Below are 20,217 nucleotides of genomic sequence, written 5' to 3'. Positions count from 1 at the left end.
TGAGGGGATTTATCCCCGTTGGGGTGCGAAGCGCCCCTGAATCCAATCACCGCGGTCTTGAATAAGAACACGCGGCCTGGTTTACGATTGCTTCGCAATCGAACGGGGATAAATACCCTCGCCACACAAGCCCGCTCCCACATTTTTGACCGTGTCCGGTCAGTTACAGCGATTTGACGTTGATGATCTCGACGTCAAAGGTCAATGTCTTGCCGGCCAGCGGGTGGTTGAAGTCGATGGTCACTTGCTCGTCATCGAAGGTCTTCACCACACCCGGCAGCTCAGTATTGGCCGCATCGTTAAAGATCACCAGCAAGCCAGGCGACAGTTCCATGTCCTTGAACTGCGAGCGCGGGATGATTTGTACGTTCTGCGGGTTGGGTTGGCCAAAAGCGTTTTCCGGCTGAATTGTCAGCGTACGCTTGTCGCCAGCCTTGAAGCCGAACAGCGCTGCTTCGAACCCTGGCAACAGGTTGCCGTCACCGACCTTGAAGGTCGCCGGGGCTTTGTCGAAGGTGCTGTCGACCGTGTCGCCGTTCTCCAGGCGCAGTGCAAAGTGCAAGGTGACTTCCGTGTTCTGGCGGATGCGTTGCTCAGCCAATACCTGTTCAGTCATGAACGGCTTCTCCGGTTTTCTTACTTTTGAACATGTCTAGCGCAAGCATTACGGCACCGACAGAGATTGCACTGTCGGCAAAGTTGAACGCCGGGAAATACCAGCGGTTCTGCCAATGCACCAGAATGAAGTCGATCACATGGCCCAGGGCGATGCGGTCATACAGATTACCCAGCGCGCCACCCAGCACCAGCGCCAAAGCGACGGCCAGCCAGGTTTCGTTGCGCCCCAGACGTTTGAGCCACACGACCAGCACCGCACTGACCACGACCGCGATCAGGGCAAACAACCAGCGCTGCCAGCCGGAGCTGTCGGCCAGGAAGCTGAATGCCGCACCCGTGTTATAGGCCAGGGTCCAGCTGAACAAATCGGGGATCACCACGATTTGCTGGAACATCTCGAGCTTGCCTTCGAAGTAGAACTTGCTGGCCTGGTCGATGACCAGGACCAGCAAACTCAACCAGAGCCAGCTCAGCCGTCCGAAACGGCCAGCCGCATTAGGCATAGTGACGAACCTCGCCAGCGCCGCTGATGTTGTCGACGCAACGACCGCAGATTTCCGGATGCTCCGGGTTCACGCCGACGTCTTCACGGCAGTGCCAGCAACGGGCGCACTTGGCGTGACTCGACTTGACCACTTGCAGTTTCAAACCACTGACTTCGGTGACCACGGCATCGGCCGGCGCCTGAACGAACGGTGCAACGGTCGCGGTCGAGGTGATCAGTACGAAGCGCAGTTCGTTGCTCAGCTTGGCCAGGTCGGCGCTCAGCGCCTCTTCGGCGAACAGCGTCACTTCGGCTTGCAGGTTGCCACCGACGGCCTTGGCCGCGCGCTGGATTTCCATTTCCTTGTTGACCGCGACCTTCACCGCCATGATCCGCTCCCAGTAGGCGCGGTCCAGCTCGACGTTTTCCGGCAACTCGGTCAGGCCTTCGTACCAGGTATTGAGCATTACCGATTCGTTACGCTCGCCCGGCAGGTATTCCCACAGTTCGTCAGCGGTGAACGCCAGGATCGGCGCGATCCAGCGCACCAGCGCTTCGGAGATGTGGTACAGCGCGGTTTGCGCCGAACGGCGGGCCTTGCTGTTGGCGCCAGTGGTGTACTGACGGTCCTTGATGATGTCGAGGTAGAAACCGCCCAACTCCTGCACGCAGAAGTTGTGGATCTTGGAGTAGACGTTCCAGAAGCGGTATTCACCGTAGTGCTCTTGCAGCTCGCGTTGCAGCAGCAGGGTGCGGTCCACGGCCCAACGGTCCAGCGCCAGCATTTCTTCGGCCGGCAGGATGTCGGTGGCCGGGTTGAAACCGGTCAGGTTGGAGAGCAGGAAGCGCGCGGTGTTACGGATCCGCCGGTAAGCGTCCGCACTGCGCTGCAGGATCTGCTCGGAAACCGCCATTTCACCCGAGTAATCGGTGGAAGCAACCCACAGACGCATGATGTCGGCGCCCAGGGTGTCGTTGACCTTTTGCGGCGCGATCACGTTGCCCAGGGACTTGGACATCTTGCGGCCGGACTCGTCGACGGTGAAGCCATGAGTCAGCAGCTCGCGGTATGGCGCGTGGTTGTCGATGGCGCAACCAGTCAGCAACGACGAGTGGAACCAGCCACGGTGTTGGTCCGAACCTTCCAGGTACAGGTCGGCACGTGGACCGGTTTCGTGGCCCATCGGGTGCGAACCGCGCAGAACGTGCCAGTGCGTGGTGCCCGAATCGAACCAGACGTCCAGGGTGTCGCTGATCTTGTCGTACTGCGGCGCTTCGTCACCAAGCAACTCGGCGGCGTCCATCTTGAACCAGGCTTCGATGCCTTCGACTTCGACGCGCTTGGCGACTTCTTCCATCAATTCGGCAGTACGCGGGTGCAGCTCGCCGCTTTCCTTGTTCAGGAAGAACGGAATCGGCACGCCCCAGTTGCGCTGACGGGAGATGCACCAGTCCGGACGGTTGGCGATCATCGAGTGCAGGCGCGCCTGGCCCCAGGCCGGGACGAACTTGGTCTCTTCGATGGCTTTGATCGCCCGCTTGCGCAGGGTGTCGCCGGTCACAGGTTCTTTGTCCATCCCGATGAACCACTGCGCGGTGGCGCGGTAGATCAGCGGGGTCTTGTGACGCCAGCAGTGCATGTAGCTGTGTTCGATGACGCTGGTGTGCAGCAGCGCACCGACTTCAGTCAATTTGTCGACGATGGCCGGGTTGGCCTTCCAGATGAACTGGCCGCCGAAGAATTCCAGCGACGGTACGTAAACGCCGTTGCTTTGAACCGGATTGATGATGTCATCGTTGACCATGCCGTACTTCTTGCAGGTCACGAAGTCGTCTACGCCGTAGGCCGGCGAAGAGTGAACCACGCCGGTGCCAGCGCCCAGTTCGACGTAGTCGGCCAGGTAAACCGGCGACAGACGATCGTAGAACGGGTGACGGAAGTTGATCAGCTCCAGCGCTTTACCGGTGGTGGTCGCGATGACCGAGCCTTCCAGGCTGTAGCGGGCCAGGCATGACTCGACCAGCTCTTCAGCCAGCACCAGCAGTTTGTCGCCGACGTCGACCAGGGCGTAGTTGAATTCCGGGTGAACGTTCAACGCCTGGTTGGCCGGGATGGTCCACGGGGTAGTGGTCCAGATCACGATAGAAGCAGGTTTACCCAGCGACGGCAGACCGAAAGCGGCAGCCAGTTTGGCTTCGTCGGCAATCGGGAACGCCACGTCGATGGTCGATGACTTTTTGTTCTCGTACTCGACTTCCGCTTCAGCCAGGGCCGAACCGCAATCGAAGCACCAGTTCACAGGCTTCAGGCCCTTGAACACGAAACCGCCCTTGACGATTTCAGCCAAGGCACGGATTTCGCCGGCCTCGTTTTTGAAGTCCATGGTCTTGTACGGGTTGGCAAAATCGCCCAACACGCCCAGACGGATGAATTCGGACTTCTGGCCTTCGATCTGCTCGGTGGCGTAGGCACGGCACAGTTCGCGGGTCTTGTCCGCGCCCAGGTTTTTACCGTGGGTCACTTCGACTTTGTGCTCGATCGGCAGACCGTGGCAGTCCCAGCCCGGAACATAAGGCGCGTCGAAACCCGACAGGGTTTTCGAGCGGATGATCATGTCCTTGAGAATCTTGTTCAGCGCATGACCGATGTGAATCGTGCCGTTGGCGTACGGAGGACCGTCGTGAAGTACGAACTTCGGACGATCCTTGCCAATCTCGCGCAACTTACCGTACAGGCCAATGCTGTCCCAGCGCTGCAGAATCTGCGGTTCGCGCTGAGGCAGGCCGGCCTTCATTGGGAAGGCGGTGTCCGGAAGGTTTAGCGTGGCTTTATAGTCGGTCATTTAAGGCTCTTCATTAGCGATTGGCGCTAGGTGCGACAGGGCACGGGCGGCGGCAACATCCGCATTGATCGCCGTCTTAAGCGCCTCCAGAGAGGCGAAACGCTGCTCTTCACGCAGCTTGTGGTGGAAAACCACCGTCAAACGCCGGTCATACAGATCGCCGGCAAAATCTAAAAGATGCACTTCGAGGTGGGCTTTGCCATCACCTTGAACGGTTGGCCGCACGCCAATGTTGGCGACGCCTGGCCAGGTCTTGCCGTCGATGTCGACGTTGACCAGGTAAACCCCGGTCAGCGGCACGCGACGACGCTTGAGTTGTATGTTGGCCGTCGGCGTACCCAACTGGCGCGCCAGCTTCTGGCCATGCAGGACCCGTCCGGCAATCCGGAACGGACGACCGAGCAGTCGCTCGGCCAAGGCAAAATCGGCAGCCGCCAGGGCATTGCGAACCTGGGTGCTGCTCACGCGAATACCGTCCAGCTCGACCGTCTGCGCCGCTTCGACGGTAAAGTCCTGAAGGACGCCAGCCTGTTGCAGGAAATCGAAATCCCCTACCCGGTCACAGCCAAAACGGAAATCGTCACCGACCTCAAGATGTTGCACACCGAGGCCGTCCACCAGAATGGTATCGATGAATTCGGCGGCGCTGAGCTTGCTCAGGCGCTGGTTGAAGGCCAGGCACAGGACCCGGTCGACACCTTCTTCGGCCAGCAACTGCAGTTTATCCCGCAGCCGGGCCAGACGGGCCGGAGCCGTGTCCGGCGCGAAGAACTCTCGCGGCTGCGGCTCAAAAATCACCACGCAGCTGGGCACGCCCAACTCGAGCGCACGCTCACGGAGCCTCGCCAGGATAGCCTGGTGGCCACGGTGAACACCGTCAAAGTTGCCAATAGTGGCGACACAGCCCCGATGCTGGGGGCGCAGGTTGTGGAGGCCTCGAACCAGCTGCATAACGCGCTTCTTGCTCATAAAGTGGTCGATTATAACCACACCCGGCGGCCGACGACAGGCAACACCGTAACCCAAAGTGATCGAGCCGACAAAACTGTCGATTCGCCCGTGTTTATCGAGGTCGTGACCTCAGCTCAGCGCCTTGCGATTGAAGTCTCGCAAACGGAAGCCCATCAACAGCAACATGCCGAAATAAGCCGCCACACCGGCAACGACCAATGCGCCCAGACGCAGGAACCTCTCCAGCATATGCCCCTGATCCCAGGCTGGCATGAAATGCATTCCAAGCAGCAATACAGCAGACATCACCAACACGGCTATCACCAGCTTGAAGCCGAACTTCGCCCAACCCGGTTGCGGCTCATACATCTGCTGCTTGCGCAGTTGATAGAACAGCAGGCCGGCGTTAATGCACGCGCCGATGCTGATGGCCAGCGCCAGACCGGCGTGGGCCAGCGGACCGATCAACACCAGATTGAACAACTGGGTAACGATCAGGGTAAAAATCGCGATTTTTACCGGTGTGCGGATGTTTTGTTGCGCATAAAAGCCCGGCGCCAGCACTTTGATCACAATAATCCCGAGCAAACCGACCGAATAAGCGATCAGCGCCCGTTGGGTCATGGTGGCGTCAAACGCGCTGAACTGGCCGTACTGGAACAAAGAAACCGTCAACGGCTCGGCGAGAATCCCCAGTGCCAGGGAGCAAGGCAACACCAACATGAAGCACAGGCGCAGACCCCAATCGAGGATCCGTGAATATTCCTCGCGATCCTTGCTGGCGTAAGTCTTGGCCAGGGTGGGCAGGAGAATCGTGCCCAGCGCCACGCCCAGAACACCGGACGGTAACTCCATCAAACGGTCGGCGTAGTACATCCAGGACACGGAACCGGCGACCAGGAACGAAGCGAAAATGGTGTTGATGATCAGCGAAATCTGGCTCACGGACACGCCGAGAATCGCCGGCAGCATTTGTTTCATGACCCGCCAGACGCCGCTGTCACGCAGGTTCAGGCGTGGCAACACCAGCAGGCCGAGCTTTTTCAGGTGCGGCAGCTGATAGAGCAATTGCGCCAGACCACCCGCCAATACCGCCCAGCCCAGCGCCATGACCGGCGGATCGAAGTACGGCGTCAGGAACACCGAAAAGATGATCATGCTGACGTTGAGCAGCGTCGGCACAAAGGCCGGCACCGAGAAGCGGTTATAGGTATTGAGGATTGCCCCGGCCAATGAAGACAGGGAGATCAGCAATATATAAGGGAAGGTCACCCGCAACAGGCTGGCCGTCAGCTCGAATTTTTCCGGCGTATTGGTGAAACCCGGCGCGGTCGCCCAGATGACCCACGGCGCAGCGATCATGCCCAAGGCGGTGACCAACGCCAGCACCAGCGTCAGCAGGCCCGAGACGTAGGCAATGAAGGTTCGCGTCGCCTCCTCGCCCTTCTGGCTTTTATATTCCGCAAGAATCGGCACGAATGCCTGGGAAAAAGCCCCCTCGGCGAAGATCCGTCGCAGCAGATTGGGCAATTTGAAGGCGATAAAGAAGGCGTCGGTCGCCATCCCGGCGCCAAATGTGCGTGCAATGAGAGTGTCACGAACGAACCCCAGAATCCGGGAAAGCATCGTGATAGAGCTGACGGCGGCTAACGATTTGAGCAGATTCATTGAAAGAGTTTGTGCCTGTCGATAAACAGCAGGCGAACAAAGCGCCTACTTATGCGATACTCCGCGCCGCAGCAGCACAGAGCCAAAGCTCGCGAGTTTACAGGTCAAGCGCCGGAAATAAATATCCCGCCTCTTTATACCTACCACTTAGCGGAACGTCTCAACCGCCCTTGACAAGACATCAACTCATCGGCATGATTCGCGGCCTATTTTGTTTGCTATTTCCTAAAAAGTCTTTCGAGGAGCTCGACGGTGGCCAACACACCTTCCGCCAAAAAACGTGCAAAACAGGCTGAGAAGCGTCGCAGCCACAACGCCAGCCTGCGTTCCATGGTTCGTACCTACATCAAGAATGTAGTTAAAGCCATCGACGCAAAAGACGCTGAAAAAGCTCAAGCTGCTTACGTTCTGGCCGTGCCAGTTATCGACCGTATGGCCGATAAAGGCATCATCCACAAGAACAAGGCTGCTCGTCATAAGAGCCGTCTGAACGGTCACGTCAAGGCTCTGAACCTTGCTGTTGCCGCATAAGCGATAAGCTTGTTAAGAAACCGACCCTTGGGTCGGTTTTTTATTGCCTGCGATTTGGCAAAAGCACCGCAAAAAAATGTGGGAGTGAGCCTGCTCGCGAAAGCGGTGTGTCAGACGACATTAATGCCGACTGACACCCCCTCTTCGCGAGCAGGCTCGCTCCCACAATTTGGATCTTCGCTAGCTTATTGAGCGCTCGCCCACGGCAGGATCGGGATGGCGGTGACCGCATTCTGCGGACTACCTTCGATCACACGATCGCTATAGACCAGGTACACCAGCGTATTGCGCTTCTTGTCGAGGAATCGCACCACCTGCATGGTCTTGAACACCAGCGACGTGCGCTCCTTGAACACCTCGTCACCATCCTTCAACTCGCCTTTAAAGCGGATCGGCCCGACCTGACGACAAGCGATAGACGCTTCCGCACGATCTTCAGCCAATCCCAAACCACCCTTCACGCCACCTGTCTTGGCTCGCGACAGGTAGCAAGTCACACCCTCAACCTTTGGATCATCAAACGCTTCGACGACGATGCGGTCGTTCGGACCGACAAACTTGAACACCGTCGACACCTGACCAATCTCCTCGGCCGAGGCCAGCAGCGGCATCGCCAACAGCAGACCCAACAATCCTTTTGCCACGCGCATTCAGGTATTCCCTCAGACCAGGATCAGGTTATCGCGATGAACCAGTTCCGGCTCCGCCATGTAACCCAACAGACCGACAATCGCCTCAGACGACTGACCGATGATTTTTTGTGCTTCCAGCGCGCTGTAGTTGGCCAGGCCTCGGGCGATTTCACGACCATCCGGCGCCACGCAAACCACCATCTCGCCACGACGGAAGCTGCCCTGGACCCGCTTGACACCCACAGGCAGCAAACTTTTGTTGCCTTTTGACAGCGCCATCACCGCACCAGCATCCAGCACGAGCGTGCCGCGGGTTTGCAGGTGCCCGGCCAGCCATTGCTTGCGCGCCGCCAACAGGCCGCGCTCAGGCGACAGCAAGGTGCCGATGCGCTCGCCTGCCTTGAGACGATCCAGCACACGATCAATACGCCCACCGACGATGATGGTATGCGCACCGGAGCGAGCCGCCAGCCGCGCAGCACGCAATTTGGTCTGCATGCCGCCACGCCCCAGCGCCCCACCCGTACCGCCCGCCACCGCATCCAGCGCCGGATCATCGGCGCGCGCTTCGTAAATCAGATTGGCGTCAGGGTTGTTGCGCGGATCGGCGTCGAACATGCCATCGCGATCGGTAAGGATCACCAGCAAGTCAGCTTCGACAAGGTTGGCTACCAGCGCCGCCAGGGTGTCGTTGTCACCGAAACGGATTTCGTCAGTGACCACGGTGTCGTTCTCGTTGATCACCGGAATAACTTTCAGCTCGACCAGCGCGCGCAAGGTGCTGCGGGCATTCAGGTAGCGCTTGCGGTCGGACAAGTCGTCATGGGTCAGGAGAATCTGCGCGGTATGTCGGCCATGCTCGGCAAAGCTCGACTCCCAGGCCTGCACCAACCCCATCTGACCGATGGCGGCAGCGGCCTGCAACTCGTGCATCGCACTGGGTCGTACGGTCCAGCCCAAGCGGCTCATGCCGGCCGCCACCGCCCCGGAGGACACCAGCACCAGCTCGACGCCAGCCTCATGCAAAGCCACCATCTGCTCGACCCAAACACTCATTGCCGCGCGATCCAGGCCCTTGCCGTCCGCTGTCAGCAAAGCGCTGCCGATCTTCACGACCCAACGCTGCGCACCTGTCACCTTGCTCCGCATCATCTTCAACCTTAGCTTGAGGACAGCGCGACCTGGCACTGCCCATAACGTTATTCGTGGTTATTCGTGACCAACTATCGATTTCCAGATACTAAAACGCCGCTCTAGTGAGCGGCGTTTAAGTTTATCGCAACGAATCAGTCACGCACGTAAATGATTTCCGGACCGTCTTCGTCATCCACATCTTCTTCGTCCCAATCATCGTCGCCGATGTCGTGGACCGACTTCACGCCGCTACGGCGCAGGGCACGCTGGTCATCCAGGGCCTGCAGCTGAGCACGGGCTTCGTCTTCGATGCGCTGATCGAGTTCGGCCAACTCTTCCTTGTACGCAGGGTCCGCAGCCAGACGATCGGCACGATCTTCCAGATAACGCATGATGTCGTGGCACAGACGCTCGGTACCCAGTTTAGAGATCGCAGAGATCACATAGACAGGACCAGTCCACTCCAGGCGATCTACGATTTCCTTGACGCGCTCGTCGTGCTCTTCCTCAAGAATCTGGTCACACTTGTTCAGCACCAACCAACGATCACGCTCAGCCAGGGACGGGCTGAACTTGGTCAGTTCGCTGACGATCACTTCTGCAGCATCCGGAGCGCTGGTGTCATCCAGCGGCGCCATGTCCACGAGGTGCAGCAACAGACGGGTACGCGACAAGTGCTTGAGGAAACGAATCCCCAGGCCTGCGCCGTCGGAAGCACCTTCGATCAGGCCCGGAATATCCGCGACCACGAAGCTTTTCCAGCGATCGACACTGACCACACCCAGATTCGGCACCAGCGTCGTGAACGGGTAGTCGGCGACTTTCGGCTTGGCGGCCGATACAGCGCGGATCAGGGTACTTTTACCGGCGTTCGGCAAGCCCAGCAGGCCGACGTCAGCCAATACCTTCATTTCCAGCTTCAGGTCACGCGCCTCACCCGGTTTACCCGGAGTGGTCTGGCGCGGAGCACGGTTGGTACTGGATTTGAAACGGGTGTTACCCAGACCGTGCCAGCCGCCATGTGCCACCAGCAGACGCTGACCAGCCTTGGTCAGGTCGCCGATCACTTCCTGAGTGGCGGAGTCGATAACGGTCGTGCCGACCGGAACACGCAGCACCAGCTCTTCACCTTTCTTGCCGGTGCAGTCAGTGCTGCCGCCGTTGGAACCACGCTCGGCATCAAAGTGCCGAGTGTAACGGTAGTCCACCAGGGTGTTGAGGTTTTCGTCGGCGATCATGTAGACCGAGCCGCCATCACCACCATCACCGCCGTTCGGGCCGCCGTTTTCAATGAATTTTTCGCGACGGAAGCTCATGCAACCGTTGCCGCCGTCGCCGGCCTTTACTCGAATCGATACTTCATCAACAAACTTCATAACAAAACGCCTCTCGTCATACGGACGAGCCGAAAAACACTAAGACATAAGACTCTTGCAAAAATGAGCGCAGCGACCTCAATCAACGACCGCAAATCCAGCGCTGGAGCCCATCACAAACAGCTTTGCAAGAGACTCACCCCACAAACGAAAAAGCCCCGTCGCGAGACAGGGCTTTTCCAGCAACTACGCAATTATGCCGCGACGACTTCAGTCTTCGGGACAATGCTTACGTAACGACGACCGAAGGCGCCCTTTACTTCGAACTTGATCACGCCGTCGATTTTAGCGAACAGAGTGTGATCCTTGCCCATGCCAACACCGTAACCGGCGTGGAATTGGGTGCCGCGCTGACGCACGATGATGTTGCCCGGAATGATAACCTGGCCGCCATACATCTTCACGCCAAGGCGTTTGGCTTCTGAGTCGCGACCGTTACGGGTACTACCACCAGCTTTTTTGTGTGCCATGAGTCAATTCTCCTAGTGAGGAATTAGGCTGAAATTAAGCCTGAATACCGGTGATTTTGATCTCGGTGTACCACTGGCGGTGGCCCATACGCTTCATGTGGTGCTTACGACGACGGAACTTGATGATGCGGACTTTATCGTGACGACCTTGGGAGATCACTTCAGCCACAACGGTAGCGCCAGCAACAACTGGAGCGCCGATGTTCACGTCATCGCCATTGGCGACCAACAGAACGCGATCAAAAGTAACGGATTCGCCGGTAGCGATTTCCAGTTTTTCGATCTTCAGGTATTCACCTGGGGCGACCTTGTATTGCTTGCCACCAGTAACAATTACTGCGTACGACATGGTATTTCTCCGATAATCCTGCTCACCCAGCTCTTTATAAGAAGAGGTATTGGCTGGCATGGCTGCATTGGGCTGGAAGGCCTGTTTGCAATTGCGTAAGGCAGGTGCTGCCCAGGAAGTTCAGGGTGCGCGATTGTACGCAAGCTGCCAGGGCGATGCAAGAGGCCGTCCATCGTACCTTGACACCCGCCGACGTGGGTCCTAGCATGCCGCGCAACCCTTCTGGAGCAACTGTCGCTGATGCAACCCCAAGCTTTCTACCGCGCGGTGGCGGACGATTTTAGCGCCGTCGACGGCATCATCAAGAAGCAGCTGACTTCCCGAGTGCCGCTGGTATCGAAAATCGGCGATTACATTACCTCGGCTGGCGGTAAACGCCTGCGCCCCCTATTGGTTTTGCTGTGTGGCAAGGCGCTGGGGCGCGAAGGCGATGACCTGCGCCTGCTGGCGGCGACCATCGAGTTCCTGCACACCGCAACCCTGCTGCATGACGACGTGGTCGACATGTCCGGCATGCGCCGTGGCCGCTCGACCGCCAACGCCATGTGGGGCAACGCCCCTAGCGTGCTGGTGGGCGACTTCCTGTATTCGCGGTCCTTCGAAATGATGGTCGAGCTGGGCTCCATGCCGGTGATGAAAATCCTTTCGCAAGCCACGCGCATCATCGCCGAAGGCGAAGTGTTGCAGCTGTCGAAGGTTCGTGACGCCAGCACCACCGAAGAAACCTACATGGAAGTCATCCGCGGCAAGACTGCGATGCTCTTCGAGGCCTCGACACACAGTGCTGCTGCGCTCTGCGAAGCGACATCGGAACAGTCGGAAGCCCTGCGTACATTCGGTGATCACCTGGGCGTTGCGTTCCAATTGGTCGACGACCTGCTGGACTACAAAGGCGACGCCGAAACCCTGGGCAAGAACGTCGGTGACGACCTGGCTGAAGGCAAACCGACCCTGCCGCTGATCTACACCATGCGCGAAGGCACGCCGGAGCAGGCTGCACTGGTGCGCAAGGCGATCCAGAAAGGCGGCATCGAAGACCTGGAAAGCATCCGCGAAGCCGTGGAAGCCTCAGGTTCGCTGGATTACACCGCGCAACTGGCCCGTGACTACGTGGCCCGAGCGATCAAATGCCTCGATGCGCTGCCTGCCAGCGAATACCGCGATGCTCTGGTCGAGTTGAGTGAATTTGCGGTCGCCCGCACGCACTGATTCATCCCCCTGTGGGAGCGGGCTTGCTCGCGAAGGCGGCGTAACAGTCGACATCAATGTTGAATGTTAGTCAGCCTTCGCGAGCAAGCCCGCTCCCACAGGTTATTTAGCGCCACGCCCTCTTCCGCCTAAAACCCTATATAATGTGCGCTTTTTAGCGATCCTCAATCCAAGGAGCTTTAGTGAGCACGTTGCCACCCTGCCCAAAATGCAATTCCGAATACACCTACGAAGACGGCGCCCAGTTGATCTGCCCTGAGTGCGCCCACGAGTGGTCCGCCAGCGGCGAAGCCGAAGCAGTGTCCGATGACACCGTGAAAAAGGATTCGGTCGGCAACGTCCTGCAGGACGGCGACACCATCACCGTGATCAAGGACCTCAAGGTCAAAGGTACGTCGCTGGTGGTCAAGGTCGGCACCAAGGTCAAGAACATCCGCCTGTGCGATGGTGATCACGACATAGACTGCAAGATCGACGGCATTGGCCCGATGAAGCTCAAATCCGAGTTCGTCAGAAAAGTCTGAGCCTGCTGTATTCCATCCCGCGTCCTGCGTGGGATGGTGCTTCACCCTCCCCCGCTTCGCCCAACAATCCCTCGCAATAGCCAAACGCCAGCCGTTTTGACCTTACGCAACCTTTACCCCTAAAAAAACCCAAACCGCCAATAGGTCCTTGCTATTTGGCGAATAAGAATTATTCTCATTGAAACCCGTCAATGGAGATGAGACCCATGACTTATTTGATCGATGCCTGGCTGGACCGCCCACACCCGTACCTCAGGATCCTGCATCGGGAAACCGGGGAAGTCTGTGCGGTGCTTGAAGAAGAAGCCTTGAACGAATTGCAGGATCAGGGTGATCTGGACGTCAACGGCTTGAGTTCCAGCGAGCCGGTGGTGCTCAAGGAACTGGTGCGCAATCTGTTTCTGTTCTGCTATGCCCGGGCATTGCGCCCGTCTCATGATCTCAATACAAAGTTCGAGGTATGAAGATCACTGCAAAAACTGTGGGAGCGAGCCTGCTCGCGAAGGCTGACTAGCATTCAACACTTCTGTCGATTGTTATGCCGCTATCGCGAGCAGGCTCGCTCCCACATTAGCCCGATGTGATATCGAGCCAGGTATTACAGAACGTCGAGCAGCTCGACGTCGAATACCAGTACGCTGTGCGGCGGAATGCTGCCAACGCCTTGAGCGCCGTAAGCCAGTTCGCTCGGCACGTACAGACGCCATTTGCTGCCGGCGTTCATCAGTTGCAGGGCTTCGGTCCAGCCAGCGATCACGCCGCCAACCGGGAATTCTGCAGGCTGACCACGATCGTAGGAGCTGTCGAACACAGTGCCGTCGATCAGGGTGCCGTGGTAGTGAGTGCGCACTTGATCTTCACGGGTTGGCTTGGCGCCTTCACCTTGAGTCAGCACTTCGAATTGCAGGCCGGAAGCCAGGGTGGTGATGCCATCACGCTTGGCGTTTTCAGCCAGGAATGCCAGGCCTTCGCCAGCAGCGGCTTCAGCTTTGGCTGCTGCTTCAGCTTGCATGATTTCGCGAATGACCTTGAAGCTCGCGGACATTTCTTCCTGACCTACACGGCTTTCCTTGCCGGCGAAAGCGTCGGTCAGACCTGCCAGGATCGCGTCCAGGTTAACGCCCGGTGGCGGGTTGTCGCGCAGTTGATCGCCCAGCTGACGGCCAATACCGTAGCTGACGCGGGTTTCGTCGGTGGACAGATTTACTTCGGACATGACACTGCTCCGCTGTGCGGACGACCCTGGAACTAGCCGTGCGTACACAGCGCGTCCCGGAGCGCCCGGAACCAAAAGGGCCAGCAGACTAGCACAGATGCTATCGCGTTGATGAGGGGCGTCAGTGGTGCCACGCAATCGGTACCTTCAGGCTCACCTCGGAGCTGGCACCGAGCCCACACATCTCGTCATGAACCGAAACATGTACAAGGTTGAACGGCAAGCTGGGAAAGGCATGAAGCACTTCACGGGCATGCTCGACCGAACGCAAATGAAACATCTGGCCATGGGCATCGCTCAACGGGTACGCCGCGCCATGCATCCGCGCTTCCAACAGGTAGATCCCACCTTCCATTGAAATCAGGTTGAGCTCATCGATCTTCCCGGCGATGGCATAAGCATTCAACTCTTTCAGGTCCATGAACACACCTCACGCAATGGCGAGCCAAGATCATTACAGGCATAGGCCTCGGCGCATCAAAGTACAAGCCACAAACGACACCGCCCGTCTGTTTCGCAACAGACGGGCGGTTGGGTATAGCGATAAAAAGCGATCAGTGCTTGGTCAGCTTATCCAGATAACCCATGGCAAACGCCGAAATCACGAAGGTCATGTGGATAATCACGTACCACTTCAAATGCTCGGGATCGACGTTCTTGGCGTCCATGAAAATCCGCAGCAGGTGGATGGAAGAAATGGCCACGATGGAAGCGGCCACCTTCATCTTCAATGAAGAGGAATCCATGGTGCCCAGCCAGTTGAGCTTTTCCTTGTCGTCGTCGATGTCCAGTTGGGAAACGAAGTTCTCGTAACCGGAAATCATCACCATCACCAGCAAACCGCCTACCAGCGCCATGTCGATCAGTGACAGCAGCACCAGAATCAGATCCGACTCGGCCATCGAGAACACGTTAGGGATGACGTGGAACACTTCCTGGAAGAATTTCAGCGCCAGGGCCAGCAGCCCAAGGGACAGACCGAAGTAGATCGGCGCCAGCAGCCAGCGGCTGGCGTACATTGCATTTTCGATAAAGCGTTCCATCAAATCTCACACAAGGCCTGGAAATGGCCGCGAGTATAACAGCCGCCTGTCACACCCAGAAACCGTTGGGAAATCCGCAACCTGCGCGTGTGTGACAAGGTTTTTCTGCTAGTGTCCAAAGTATTGACAGCTCAGCGACATCGGACAGGAAGACGGGAAATGGATGTGCGATTGCCTTTGACGAGCGCCGGCATTTGCCTGGCTTTGCTGATGAGTGCCTGCTCACCCAGCGATGAGAAGCGCCAGGTCAGCCTCAAGGAAAAGACGGCGCAGTTCGAGAAGTCTCTGGATGCGATTCAGGACCCGAAACTCAAGGATGCCGTGGCTGAACTCGGTGGCTCACTGTTGCTGCTTGAGCGTGCCCAGCTCAAGCTCGACAGCAAACCGGTGGAAACAGAATATGGCGAAGACGCCCTCGCCGTCCTCAAGCACTACCCCACTCCACAAGCCTTGGTCGACACCTACATCAACGGCCTGTTGGTGCTGCATAGAGATTCCGGTTCCGACTACCTGACCGACCTGCAACCGGTGTTCCCCTTCAACTTCAACATTCCGGTCGCGTTTCTCTTTCCTCATAGTCTTGAATGGCAATCGGTGACTTTGAGCAACAAACGCGTCATCCCGTTTCAGCCGGAATGGTCAGAAACCGATCCTGGAATTCAACTGAGCCCATCGAGCTCAAACCTGACCAACCCCGACGACCTGACGGTGACCTACCCCTTCATCGATGGCCTGGATGTTGAAAACAAGAACCAGCCACAACCGGTGAGCCTGCAAGGCAAGGTGGAAGTCATCGCGCCGCGCCGGCTCTACAGCTTCGACCTGACGAAAAAGGACGTTGGCCAGACTCGCACCAACGACAACCTCAGCGTCACCCTGCTGAACCTTGCAAACAACTACGCCGAAATCGAATTCAACAACAGCGCGCCACTGGCCCCCGAGGTCAGCGAAACACCGCTGAACCCGCTGATCGTCCAGGCCAAGGACAGCACCGGGCAATTTCTCTCGCGCTCAGGCTCGATCAACGAAACCTCCGCACAAATAGCCTTCTATCAAAAGCAACTGGCGAAAATGCAACAGCAGAAAGCCTGGAGCGAGAGCTTCGAGAAACAGATCGAAGAAGAACAGCGCGCCTTCGAGAAGCAACAGAGCCACCATTATTCCAAGGTGTACTTCAACGGGCCGATCGAAACGCTTGAGGTCAGCGTACTGGACTTTTCAACCGCCACGGTGACCCGCAAGGACCTGAACTTGCCGGTACGTCGCTTCGACCCACACACCACGCAAAAGACCATCCAGCCACTGACGCTGCCGGTGGTGGTGTACGACGACCAGGCCCCGATCTGGCTCAAGGGCGCCACACTGGGCGAGGAACAACTGAAAAAAAGCGTCCGCATCAGTCAGTCGGTCGAAGACCTCAGCGCTGCGCGCATCGAGTTCGATCACCCCAGAAGCTTCAATGACGAGCTGCTCGGCACCTCCTTCACCCCCGGCGAAAGCCCGGTCAGTTTCTTTACCGAGGACAGTAACGGCAAGCGTGATGAGCCGATCGAATTGCCGCCTGAGGCTTACCAGGTCGATCCCTTGCGCGGCATCATCACCTACGACTTGAACCTCTTTCCGGAAACGCCGGCTTATGCGGTGGGCTCCATGCCGCTGTTTCTCGCCACCATCGAAAAGAAAACCATCGACGCCCACCAGTTGCCCAAAGGCCTGGCGCTTAAAGGCAATGCGCTGGTGGTTGATCTGAAGCTGTTTCCCGCCCAGGACTGGCGTTTCTTCGCCAAGGACGACAGCGGCAATTATCTGAAGGAGATTCTGTCGGTCAGCCACGATGCGAGCGCAGAAGGCCCGGCATTATTGGGGGTGCATTACTTCTACGGGCAGCCAACCCGTCTGGAAACCTATCAACGAACCGATCTCTCCACCGTGCAATATGGCTTCGAGGTCAAACTCGACAAGGCGGACACATCCAGCCTTGCTCAATAGCCTGTTCAGTGTTCGGGCCGAAACTCGAAACCTCCAGTGTTGCGGCAGCGGCCACCATTGATTTCGCGCAGCTGAGCTTGCAGGTGCAGGCACCAGATTTGCGGATCATCGGCCAGTTCATAGCCGTGCAGGGTGAGACTTTCAACGATGGTGTCGAGAATCGACTCAGCCACAAAGGGGCCATGAAACGGGCCCTGGGCTTTAATGGCAGAAGGTTGTTCGCCAGCCATTCCGGCGGCGAAGAGTAAGGTCCACATGCCCGTATCCCCCGCCAATGGGCGGATGGCACACTCGATACGGGTCACAAGGCCCAGGCATTGACGGGTGAGGCAGAGGTTGCGCGACATGGCGGCGACCCTCGGTAGATCCGGTATTCAGCCCCCACGGGAGGGCTGTCTCGATCCAGTGATTACTGTCGATATCCTTGACCTGAGAATAGAGGAAAAGTCTGACTAGCACGTCAAGTGAGACCAGAAGGCGCCGAATGGTCATTGTGTGAATATTGACGCCAGACTGATGGCACTTTTTTCAGCGTTCACTTAATACAAGTGTGGGAGCGAGCCTGCTCGCGATAGCGGACTTCCAGCCAACACATGTGTTGGATGGCGGTGCCTCATCGCGAGCAGGCTCGCTCCCACAGTGGATCGGTGTGATCCTTCAGATAGGTCAGGCCGGTTTGGCCTCGACCAGTGCTTCCTGCGCAGCTTCTTTCTCGGCTTCCTTGAGGTCTTCTTCGCTGATCATTTCTGCGATAACCCGCAAGCGTTCCACCACTCGCGCGTTAACGCTGCCTTCAGGGAACTGGCCATCAGCGTCCGGCGCACCGGCCGGCTCGCCGACCAACAGGCTCAGGGCTTCATCAGCCTGGCGCACGGCGTAGACGTGGAACTGCCCCGCGCGCACCGCCGTCAGCACTTTCTCGTCGAGCATCAGCGTGGCAACGTTGGCGTGGGGAATGATTGCGCCCTGCTCACCGGTCAGCCCGCGCGCTTCGCAGAGTCGGAAGAAGCCTTCGATCTTCTCATTGACCCCACCCACCGCCTGCACTTCACCGAACTGGTTGATCGAACCGGTGATCGCAAAGCACTGCTTGAGCGGGGTTTTCGACAACGCCGAAATCAGCGTGCAAGCCTCGCCCAACGATGCACTATCACCATCGACGTAACCGTAGGATTGCTCAAGGGCGATACTCGCGGAAATCGCCAGCGGGAATTCCTGAGCGTAACGACTGCCCAGATACCCCGTGAGGATCATCACGCCTTTGGAGTGAATCGGCTGACCGAGGTTAACCTCGCGCTCGATGTCGACGATGCCGCTACCGCCCGGATAGACGGTTGCGGAGATCCGCGCCGGTATACCGAACGCCGAGTCACCGACCTCCAGCACTGTCAGCCCGTTGCACTTGCCGACCGCCGCACCAGCGGTGTCGATCAGGATGATTCCTGCCAGCATGTCATCGAGAATCCGCGCCGAGACGCGCCCGGTACGCGTGGCCTTGGCCTTGAGCGCACGTTCGATGTGCCCGGCGTCGGTCATTTCGTCACTGGCCAGTTGGCGAATGAAATCCGCCTCGCTGACCAGTTGGAACAGATCACCGATCCGCGCCGACAAACGCCCCTGGTGCTCAGCCAGGCGAGCACTGTAAGTCGCCAGACGCGCCACCGCATCGGCGGTCAGCGGCGCCATGCCTTCTTCGGAAGTGCGGGTCTTGAGCAACTGGGCGAACTGCTCCAGGCTTTCGTCGACCATCGGAATGTCTTCGTCGAAGTCCACCAGGACGCGGAACATCTCCTGGAAGTCCGGATCGAGGTCCTGCAGCGTGTAGTAGAGCTGTCGGGCGCCAATGATGACCACTTTGACCTGCAACGGAATATGTTGCGGAGTCAGGGTCACGGTGGCGAAACGGCCCATCTCGCCCAGCGGCGATTCCATTTTCAATTTGCGCGATTGCAGCGCGCGTTTGAGCGCATCCCACACGAACGGCTCGCTGAGCATTTTTTCCGCTTCAAGAATCAGGAAGCCGCCGTTGGCGCGGTGCAGCGCACCCGGACGCAACTGTCGATACGTGGTGTAGAGCGCGCCTTGATCGGTGGTGTACTCGATGCGGCCGAACAGGTTTTCGTATGTCGGGTGCGGCTCAAAGACCACTGGCGCACCGCCGCTGAACGGATGACCGACCACCAGGCTCGGCGCGTATTGCTCTTCCAGCAGCTTGCGGGCGATGGCGTCTGTCTTGCTGTCGTCCACCAGTTGCTCGACCACGGTCTTGAGCAGGTACACCTGCATCGCTTGCAGGTAACCGCAGACCGCCGCGTTTTCCGCATACTTCTCCGATAACGGAGAAAGCAATGGCTGCAAGGCCAGGGTGATGGTTTCTTCGTTGAGCTGGCGCAGTAGATTGCTCGACTCACGCTTCCATTGCGGCAGGCTGGCGAGTTCTTCGTTCAGCCGCTCTTCCAGCCATGCAATGTCGTCGTGAAAACGCTCGCGATCGGCTTCCGGCAACTGGGCAAATTCGGCCTCGTCCACGGCCTTGCCTTCGCTCATCGGTGTGAAGGCGATATTGGTACTGTCGCGGTACAGCGCAACGTCCTTCTCCAGCGCCAGGCGCTCGATCACGTCCAGCGCCTTGTCGTAACGCTGGTTGAAGGCGCGGTCGATGGCGCTTTTCTTTTGCTGGTAGGACGGGTGCTCGAACACGGCCGGAAAAGTCGCCAGCAGGTTGTCGATCAAGCCGTTGATGTCATCGATAAAGGCGCCGGCGGTGCCCGACGGCAACTCCAGTGCGCGAGGTTCGCGAGGATCATCGAAATTGTTGACGTAGACCCAGTCCGCCGGGGTCTGCAGGCGTTTGCCTTCGGCTTTCAGGTAGCGTTTGACGAACGAAAACCGGCCGGTGCCGGGCTCGCCCATGACAAATACGTTGTAACCGGGGCGTGGCATTGCCACACCGAACTGCAAGGCTTCGACCGCACGTTCCTGGCCAAGCACACCGCGGAAGGGCTCCAAATCATTGGTGGTAGAGAAGCTGAACTGTTCAGCGGAAAACGGACGGGTCAGCGCTTCAGGCGCTAGACGCAAGCTGGCAGCAACAGGATCAGGCATCGGGCTTCCTTACATCAGGCGGGGCAGATAGCGGCATTCTGGCGCTGCCCATACCTCACTTGCAAGGCGCGCCTC

At 58.2% G+C, this 20,217-nt stretch carries 20 protein-coding genes; 5 read left to right on the top strand and 15 right to left on the bottom strand.

Going from position 1 to position 20,217, the window contains the following annotated elements:
- Positions 1 to 163: 163 nt before the first annotated feature.
- The 5 genes from fkpB to murJ form a co-directional block, all read right to left on the bottom strand.
- Positions 164 to 601 carry an FKBP-type peptidyl-prolyl cis-trans isomerase gene (gene fkpB / locus IB252_RS27270; protein WP_177327872.1) on the bottom strand — a complete coding sequence of 146 codons (438 nt, stop codon included), beginning with the start codon at positions 599 to 601 and terminating at the stop codon, positions 164 to 166.
- A gap of 7 nt (positions 602 to 608) precedes the next feature.
- Complete coding sequence (gene lspA, locus IB252_RS27265) at positions 609 to 1,121, bottom strand: signal peptidase II (protein ID WP_008154929.1); 513 nt, start codon at positions 1,119 to 1,121, stop codon at positions 609 to 611.
- Complete coding sequence (gene ileS / locus IB252_RS27260) at positions 1,114 to 3,945, bottom strand: isoleucine--tRNA ligase (protein ID WP_192410863.1); 2,832 nt, start codon at positions 3,943 to 3,945, stop codon at positions 1,114 to 1,116. Before ileS ends, lspA begins: the two co-directional genes overlap by 8 nt.
- The gene (gene ribF, locus IB252_RS27255; protein WP_192410862.1) at positions 3,946 to 4,896 is read right to left on the bottom strand and encodes a bifunctional riboflavin kinase/FAD synthetase; all 951 of its coding nucleotides are present in this window, start codon (positions 4,894 to 4,896) and stop codon (positions 3,946 to 3,948) included. It lies immediately after the preceding gene.
- A 129-nt stretch (positions 4,897 to 5,025) separates the two neighbouring features.
- Entirely contained in the window at positions 5,026 to 6,564 is a 1,539-nt protein-coding gene (murJ, locus tag IB252_RS27250) for a murein biosynthesis integral membrane protein MurJ (protein WP_111451099.1), read from the bottom strand.
- Positions 6,565 to 6,816: 252 nt separating this feature from the next.
- Between murJ and rpsT the strand changes: the two genes are divergently transcribed.
- A complete protein-coding gene (gene rpsT / locus IB252_RS27245; RefSeq protein ID WP_008154937.1) occupies positions 6,817 to 7,095 on the top strand; it encodes a 30S ribosomal protein S20 in 279 nt (92 codons plus the stop codon).
- Between the two features lie 185 nt (positions 7,096 to 7,280).
- On the opposite strand, the gene IB252_RS27240 is transcribed toward rpsT, so the two are convergent.
- The 5 genes from IB252_RS27240 to rplU all read right to left on the bottom strand — a co-directional run bounded on the left by IB252_RS27240 (position 7,281) and on the right by rplU (position 11,056).
- Positions 7,281 to 7,745 carry a CreA family protein gene (locus tag IB252_RS27240; protein ID WP_008154938.1) on the bottom strand — a complete coding sequence of 155 codons (465 nt, stop codon included), beginning with the start codon at positions 7,743 to 7,745 and terminating at the stop codon, positions 7,281 to 7,283.
- Positions 7,746 to 7,757: 12 nt separating this feature from the next.
- Positions 7,758 to 8,876 carry a glutamate 5-kinase gene (gene proB, locus IB252_RS27235; protein ID WP_111451100.1) on the bottom strand — a complete coding sequence of 373 codons (1,119 nt, stop codon included), beginning with the start codon at positions 8,874 to 8,876 and terminating at the stop codon, positions 7,758 to 7,760.
- A 137-nt stretch (positions 8,877 to 9,013) separates the two neighbouring features.
- Positions 9,014 to 10,237: an Obg family GTPase CgtA gene (gene cgtA, locus IB252_RS27230; protein WP_111451101.1), complete on the bottom strand. Its 1,224-nt coding sequence runs from the start codon at positions 10,235 to 10,237 to the stop codon at positions 9,014 to 9,016.
- A 194-nt stretch (positions 10,238 to 10,431) separates the two neighbouring features.
- Positions 10,432 to 10,707 carry a 50S ribosomal protein L27 gene (gene rpmA / locus IB252_RS27225; RefSeq protein ID WP_017340859.1) on the bottom strand — a complete coding sequence of 92 codons (276 nt, stop codon included), beginning with the start codon at positions 10,705 to 10,707 and terminating at the stop codon, positions 10,432 to 10,434.
- A 34-nt stretch (positions 10,708 to 10,741) separates the two neighbouring features.
- Complete coding sequence (gene rplU, locus IB252_RS27220) at positions 10,742 to 11,056, bottom strand: 50S ribosomal protein L21 (RefSeq protein WP_003176051.1); 315 nt, start codon at positions 11,054 to 11,056, stop codon at positions 10,742 to 10,744.
- A 240-nt stretch (positions 11,057 to 11,296) separates the two neighbouring features.
- On the opposite strand from rplU, the gene IB252_RS27215 reads away from it, so the two are divergent.
- From IB252_RS27215 to IB252_RS27205, 3 genes are all read left to right on the top strand, one after another.
- A complete protein-coding gene (locus tag IB252_RS27215; RefSeq protein ID WP_033054288.1) occupies positions 11,297 to 12,265 on the top strand; it encodes a polyprenyl synthetase family protein in 969 nt (322 codons plus the stop codon).
- Between the two features lie 182 nt (positions 12,266 to 12,447).
- On the top strand, positions 12,448 to 12,789 hold the full coding sequence (locus tag IB252_RS27210; protein WP_008154270.1) for a zinc ribbon domain-containing protein YjdM: 342 nt from the start codon (positions 12,448 to 12,450) through the stop codon (positions 12,787 to 12,789).
- Positions 12,790 to 12,995: 206 nt separating this feature from the next.
- A complete protein-coding gene (locus IB252_RS27205) occupies positions 12,996 to 13,253 on the top strand; it encodes a hypothetical protein (RefSeq protein ID WP_018925879.1) in 258 nt (85 codons plus the stop codon).
- Positions 13,254 to 13,387: 134 nt separating this feature from the next.
- Here IB252_RS27205 and IB252_RS27200 read toward each other — a convergent pair whose 3' ends face one another.
- The 3 genes from IB252_RS27200 to IB252_RS27190 all read right to left on the bottom strand — a co-directional run bounded on the left by IB252_RS27200 (position 13,388) and on the right by IB252_RS27190 (position 15,048).
- Complete coding sequence (locus IB252_RS27200) at positions 13,388 to 14,005, bottom strand: FKBP-type peptidyl-prolyl cis-trans isomerase (RefSeq protein WP_008154266.1); 618 nt, start codon at positions 14,003 to 14,005, stop codon at positions 13,388 to 13,390.
- 121 nt (positions 14,006 to 14,126) lie between these two features.
- The gene (locus IB252_RS27195) at positions 14,127 to 14,426 is read right to left on the bottom strand and encodes a DUF6482 family protein (RefSeq protein ID WP_192410861.1); all 300 of its coding nucleotides are present in this window, start codon (positions 14,424 to 14,426) and stop codon (positions 14,127 to 14,129) included.
- A gap of 133 nt (positions 14,427 to 14,559) precedes the next feature.
- Positions 14,560 to 15,048: a TIGR00645 family protein gene (locus tag IB252_RS27190; RefSeq protein WP_033054284.1), complete on the bottom strand. Its 489-nt coding sequence runs from the start codon at positions 15,046 to 15,048 to the stop codon at positions 14,560 to 14,562.
- Positions 15,049 to 15,207: 159 nt separating this feature from the next.
- On the opposite strand from IB252_RS27190, the gene IB252_RS27185 reads away from it, so the two are divergent.
- On the top strand, positions 15,208 to 17,037 hold the full coding sequence (locus IB252_RS27185; protein ID WP_192410860.1) for a hypothetical protein: 1,830 nt from the start codon (positions 15,208 to 15,210) through the stop codon (positions 17,035 to 17,037).
- Between the two features lie 5 nt (positions 17,038 to 17,042).
- Here the strand turns inward: IB252_RS27185 and IB252_RS27180 are convergent, their stop codons facing one another.
- On the bottom strand, positions 17,043 to 17,384 hold the full coding sequence (locus tag IB252_RS27180) for a hypothetical protein (RefSeq protein ID WP_008154258.1): 342 nt from the start codon (positions 17,382 to 17,384) through the stop codon (positions 17,043 to 17,045).
- Between the two features lie 319 nt (positions 17,385 to 17,703).
- Entirely contained in the window at positions 17,704 to 20,142 is a 2,439-nt protein-coding gene (locus tag IB252_RS27175; protein ID WP_008154256.1) for a Lon protease family protein, read from the bottom strand.
- Positions 20,143 to 20,217 lie beyond the last annotated feature (75 nt).

It is taken from the genome of Pseudomonas sp. PDM10 (assembly GCF_014852295.1).
Lineage (GTDB): Bacteria > Pseudomonadota > Gammaproteobacteria > Pseudomonadales > Pseudomonadaceae > Aquipseudomonas.
Note: the sequence above shows the minus strand (reverse complement) of the source record. Positions and strands in the feature narration are given on the sequence as shown.

Excerpts from the sequence above, each read along its gene's own strand:
- rplU (WP_003176051.1), bottom strand. The coding sequence starts at position 11,056 with ATGTCGTACGCAGTAATTGTTACTGGTGGCAAGCAATACAAGGTCGCC.
- rpmA (WP_017340859.1), bottom strand. The coding sequence starts at position 10,707 with ATGGCACACAAAAAAGCTGGTGGTAGTACCCGTAACGGTCGCGACTCA.
- ribF (WP_192410862.1), bottom strand. The coding sequence starts at position 4,896 with ATGCAGCTGGTTCGAGGCCTCCACAACCTGCGCCCCCAGCATCGGGGC.
- murJ (WP_111451099.1), bottom strand. The coding sequence starts at position 6,564 with ATGAATCTGCTCAAATCGTTAGCCGCCGTCAGCTCTATCACGATGCTT.
- IB252_RS27175 (WP_008154256.1), bottom strand. The coding sequence starts at position 20,142 with ATGCCTGATCCTGTTGCTGCCAGCTTGCGTCTAGCGCCTGAAGCGCTG.
- IB252_RS27200 (WP_008154266.1), bottom strand. The coding sequence starts at position 14,005 with ATGTCCGAAGTAAATCTGTCCACCGACGAAACCCGCGTCAGCTACGGT.
- IB252_RS27180 (WP_008154258.1), bottom strand. The coding sequence starts at position 17,384 with ATGTCGCGCAACCTCTGCCTCACCCGTCAATGCCTGGGCCTTGTGACC.
- IB252_RS27195 (WP_192410861.1), bottom strand. The coding sequence starts at position 14,426 with ATGGACCTGAAAGAGTTGAATGCTTATGCCATCGCCGGGAAGATCGAT.
- IB252_RS27190 (WP_033054284.1), bottom strand. The coding sequence starts at position 15,048 with ATGGAACGCTTTATCGAAAATGCAATGTACGCCAGCCGCTGGCTGCTG.
- lspA (WP_008154929.1), bottom strand. The coding sequence starts at position 1,121 with ATGCCTAATGCGGCTGGCCGTTTCGGACGGCTGAGCTGGCTCTGGTTG.
- IB252_RS27205 (WP_018925879.1), top strand. The coding sequence starts at position 12,996 with ATGACTTATTTGATCGATGCCTGGCTGGACCGCCCACACCCGTACCTC.
- proB (WP_111451100.1), bottom strand. The coding sequence starts at position 8,876 with ATGCGGAGCAAGGTGACAGGTGCGCAGCGTTGGGTCGTGAAGATCGGC.
- IB252_RS27185 (WP_192410860.1), top strand. The coding sequence starts at position 15,208 with ATGGATGTGCGATTGCCTTTGACGAGCGCCGGCATTTGCCTGGCTTTG.
- IB252_RS27240 (WP_008154938.1), bottom strand. The coding sequence starts at position 7,745 with ATGCGCGTGGCAAAAGGATTGTTGGGTCTGCTGTTGGCGATGCCGCTG.
- cgtA (WP_111451101.1), bottom strand. The coding sequence starts at position 10,237 with ATGAAGTTTGTTGATGAAGTATCGATTCGAGTAAAGGCCGGCGACGGC.
- IB252_RS27215 (WP_033054288.1), top strand. The coding sequence starts at position 11,297 with ATGCAACCCCAAGCTTTCTACCGCGCGGTGGCGGACGATTTTAGCGCC.
- ileS (WP_192410863.1), bottom strand. The coding sequence starts at position 3,945 with ATGACCGACTATAAAGCCACGCTAAACCTTCCGGACACCGCCTTCCCA.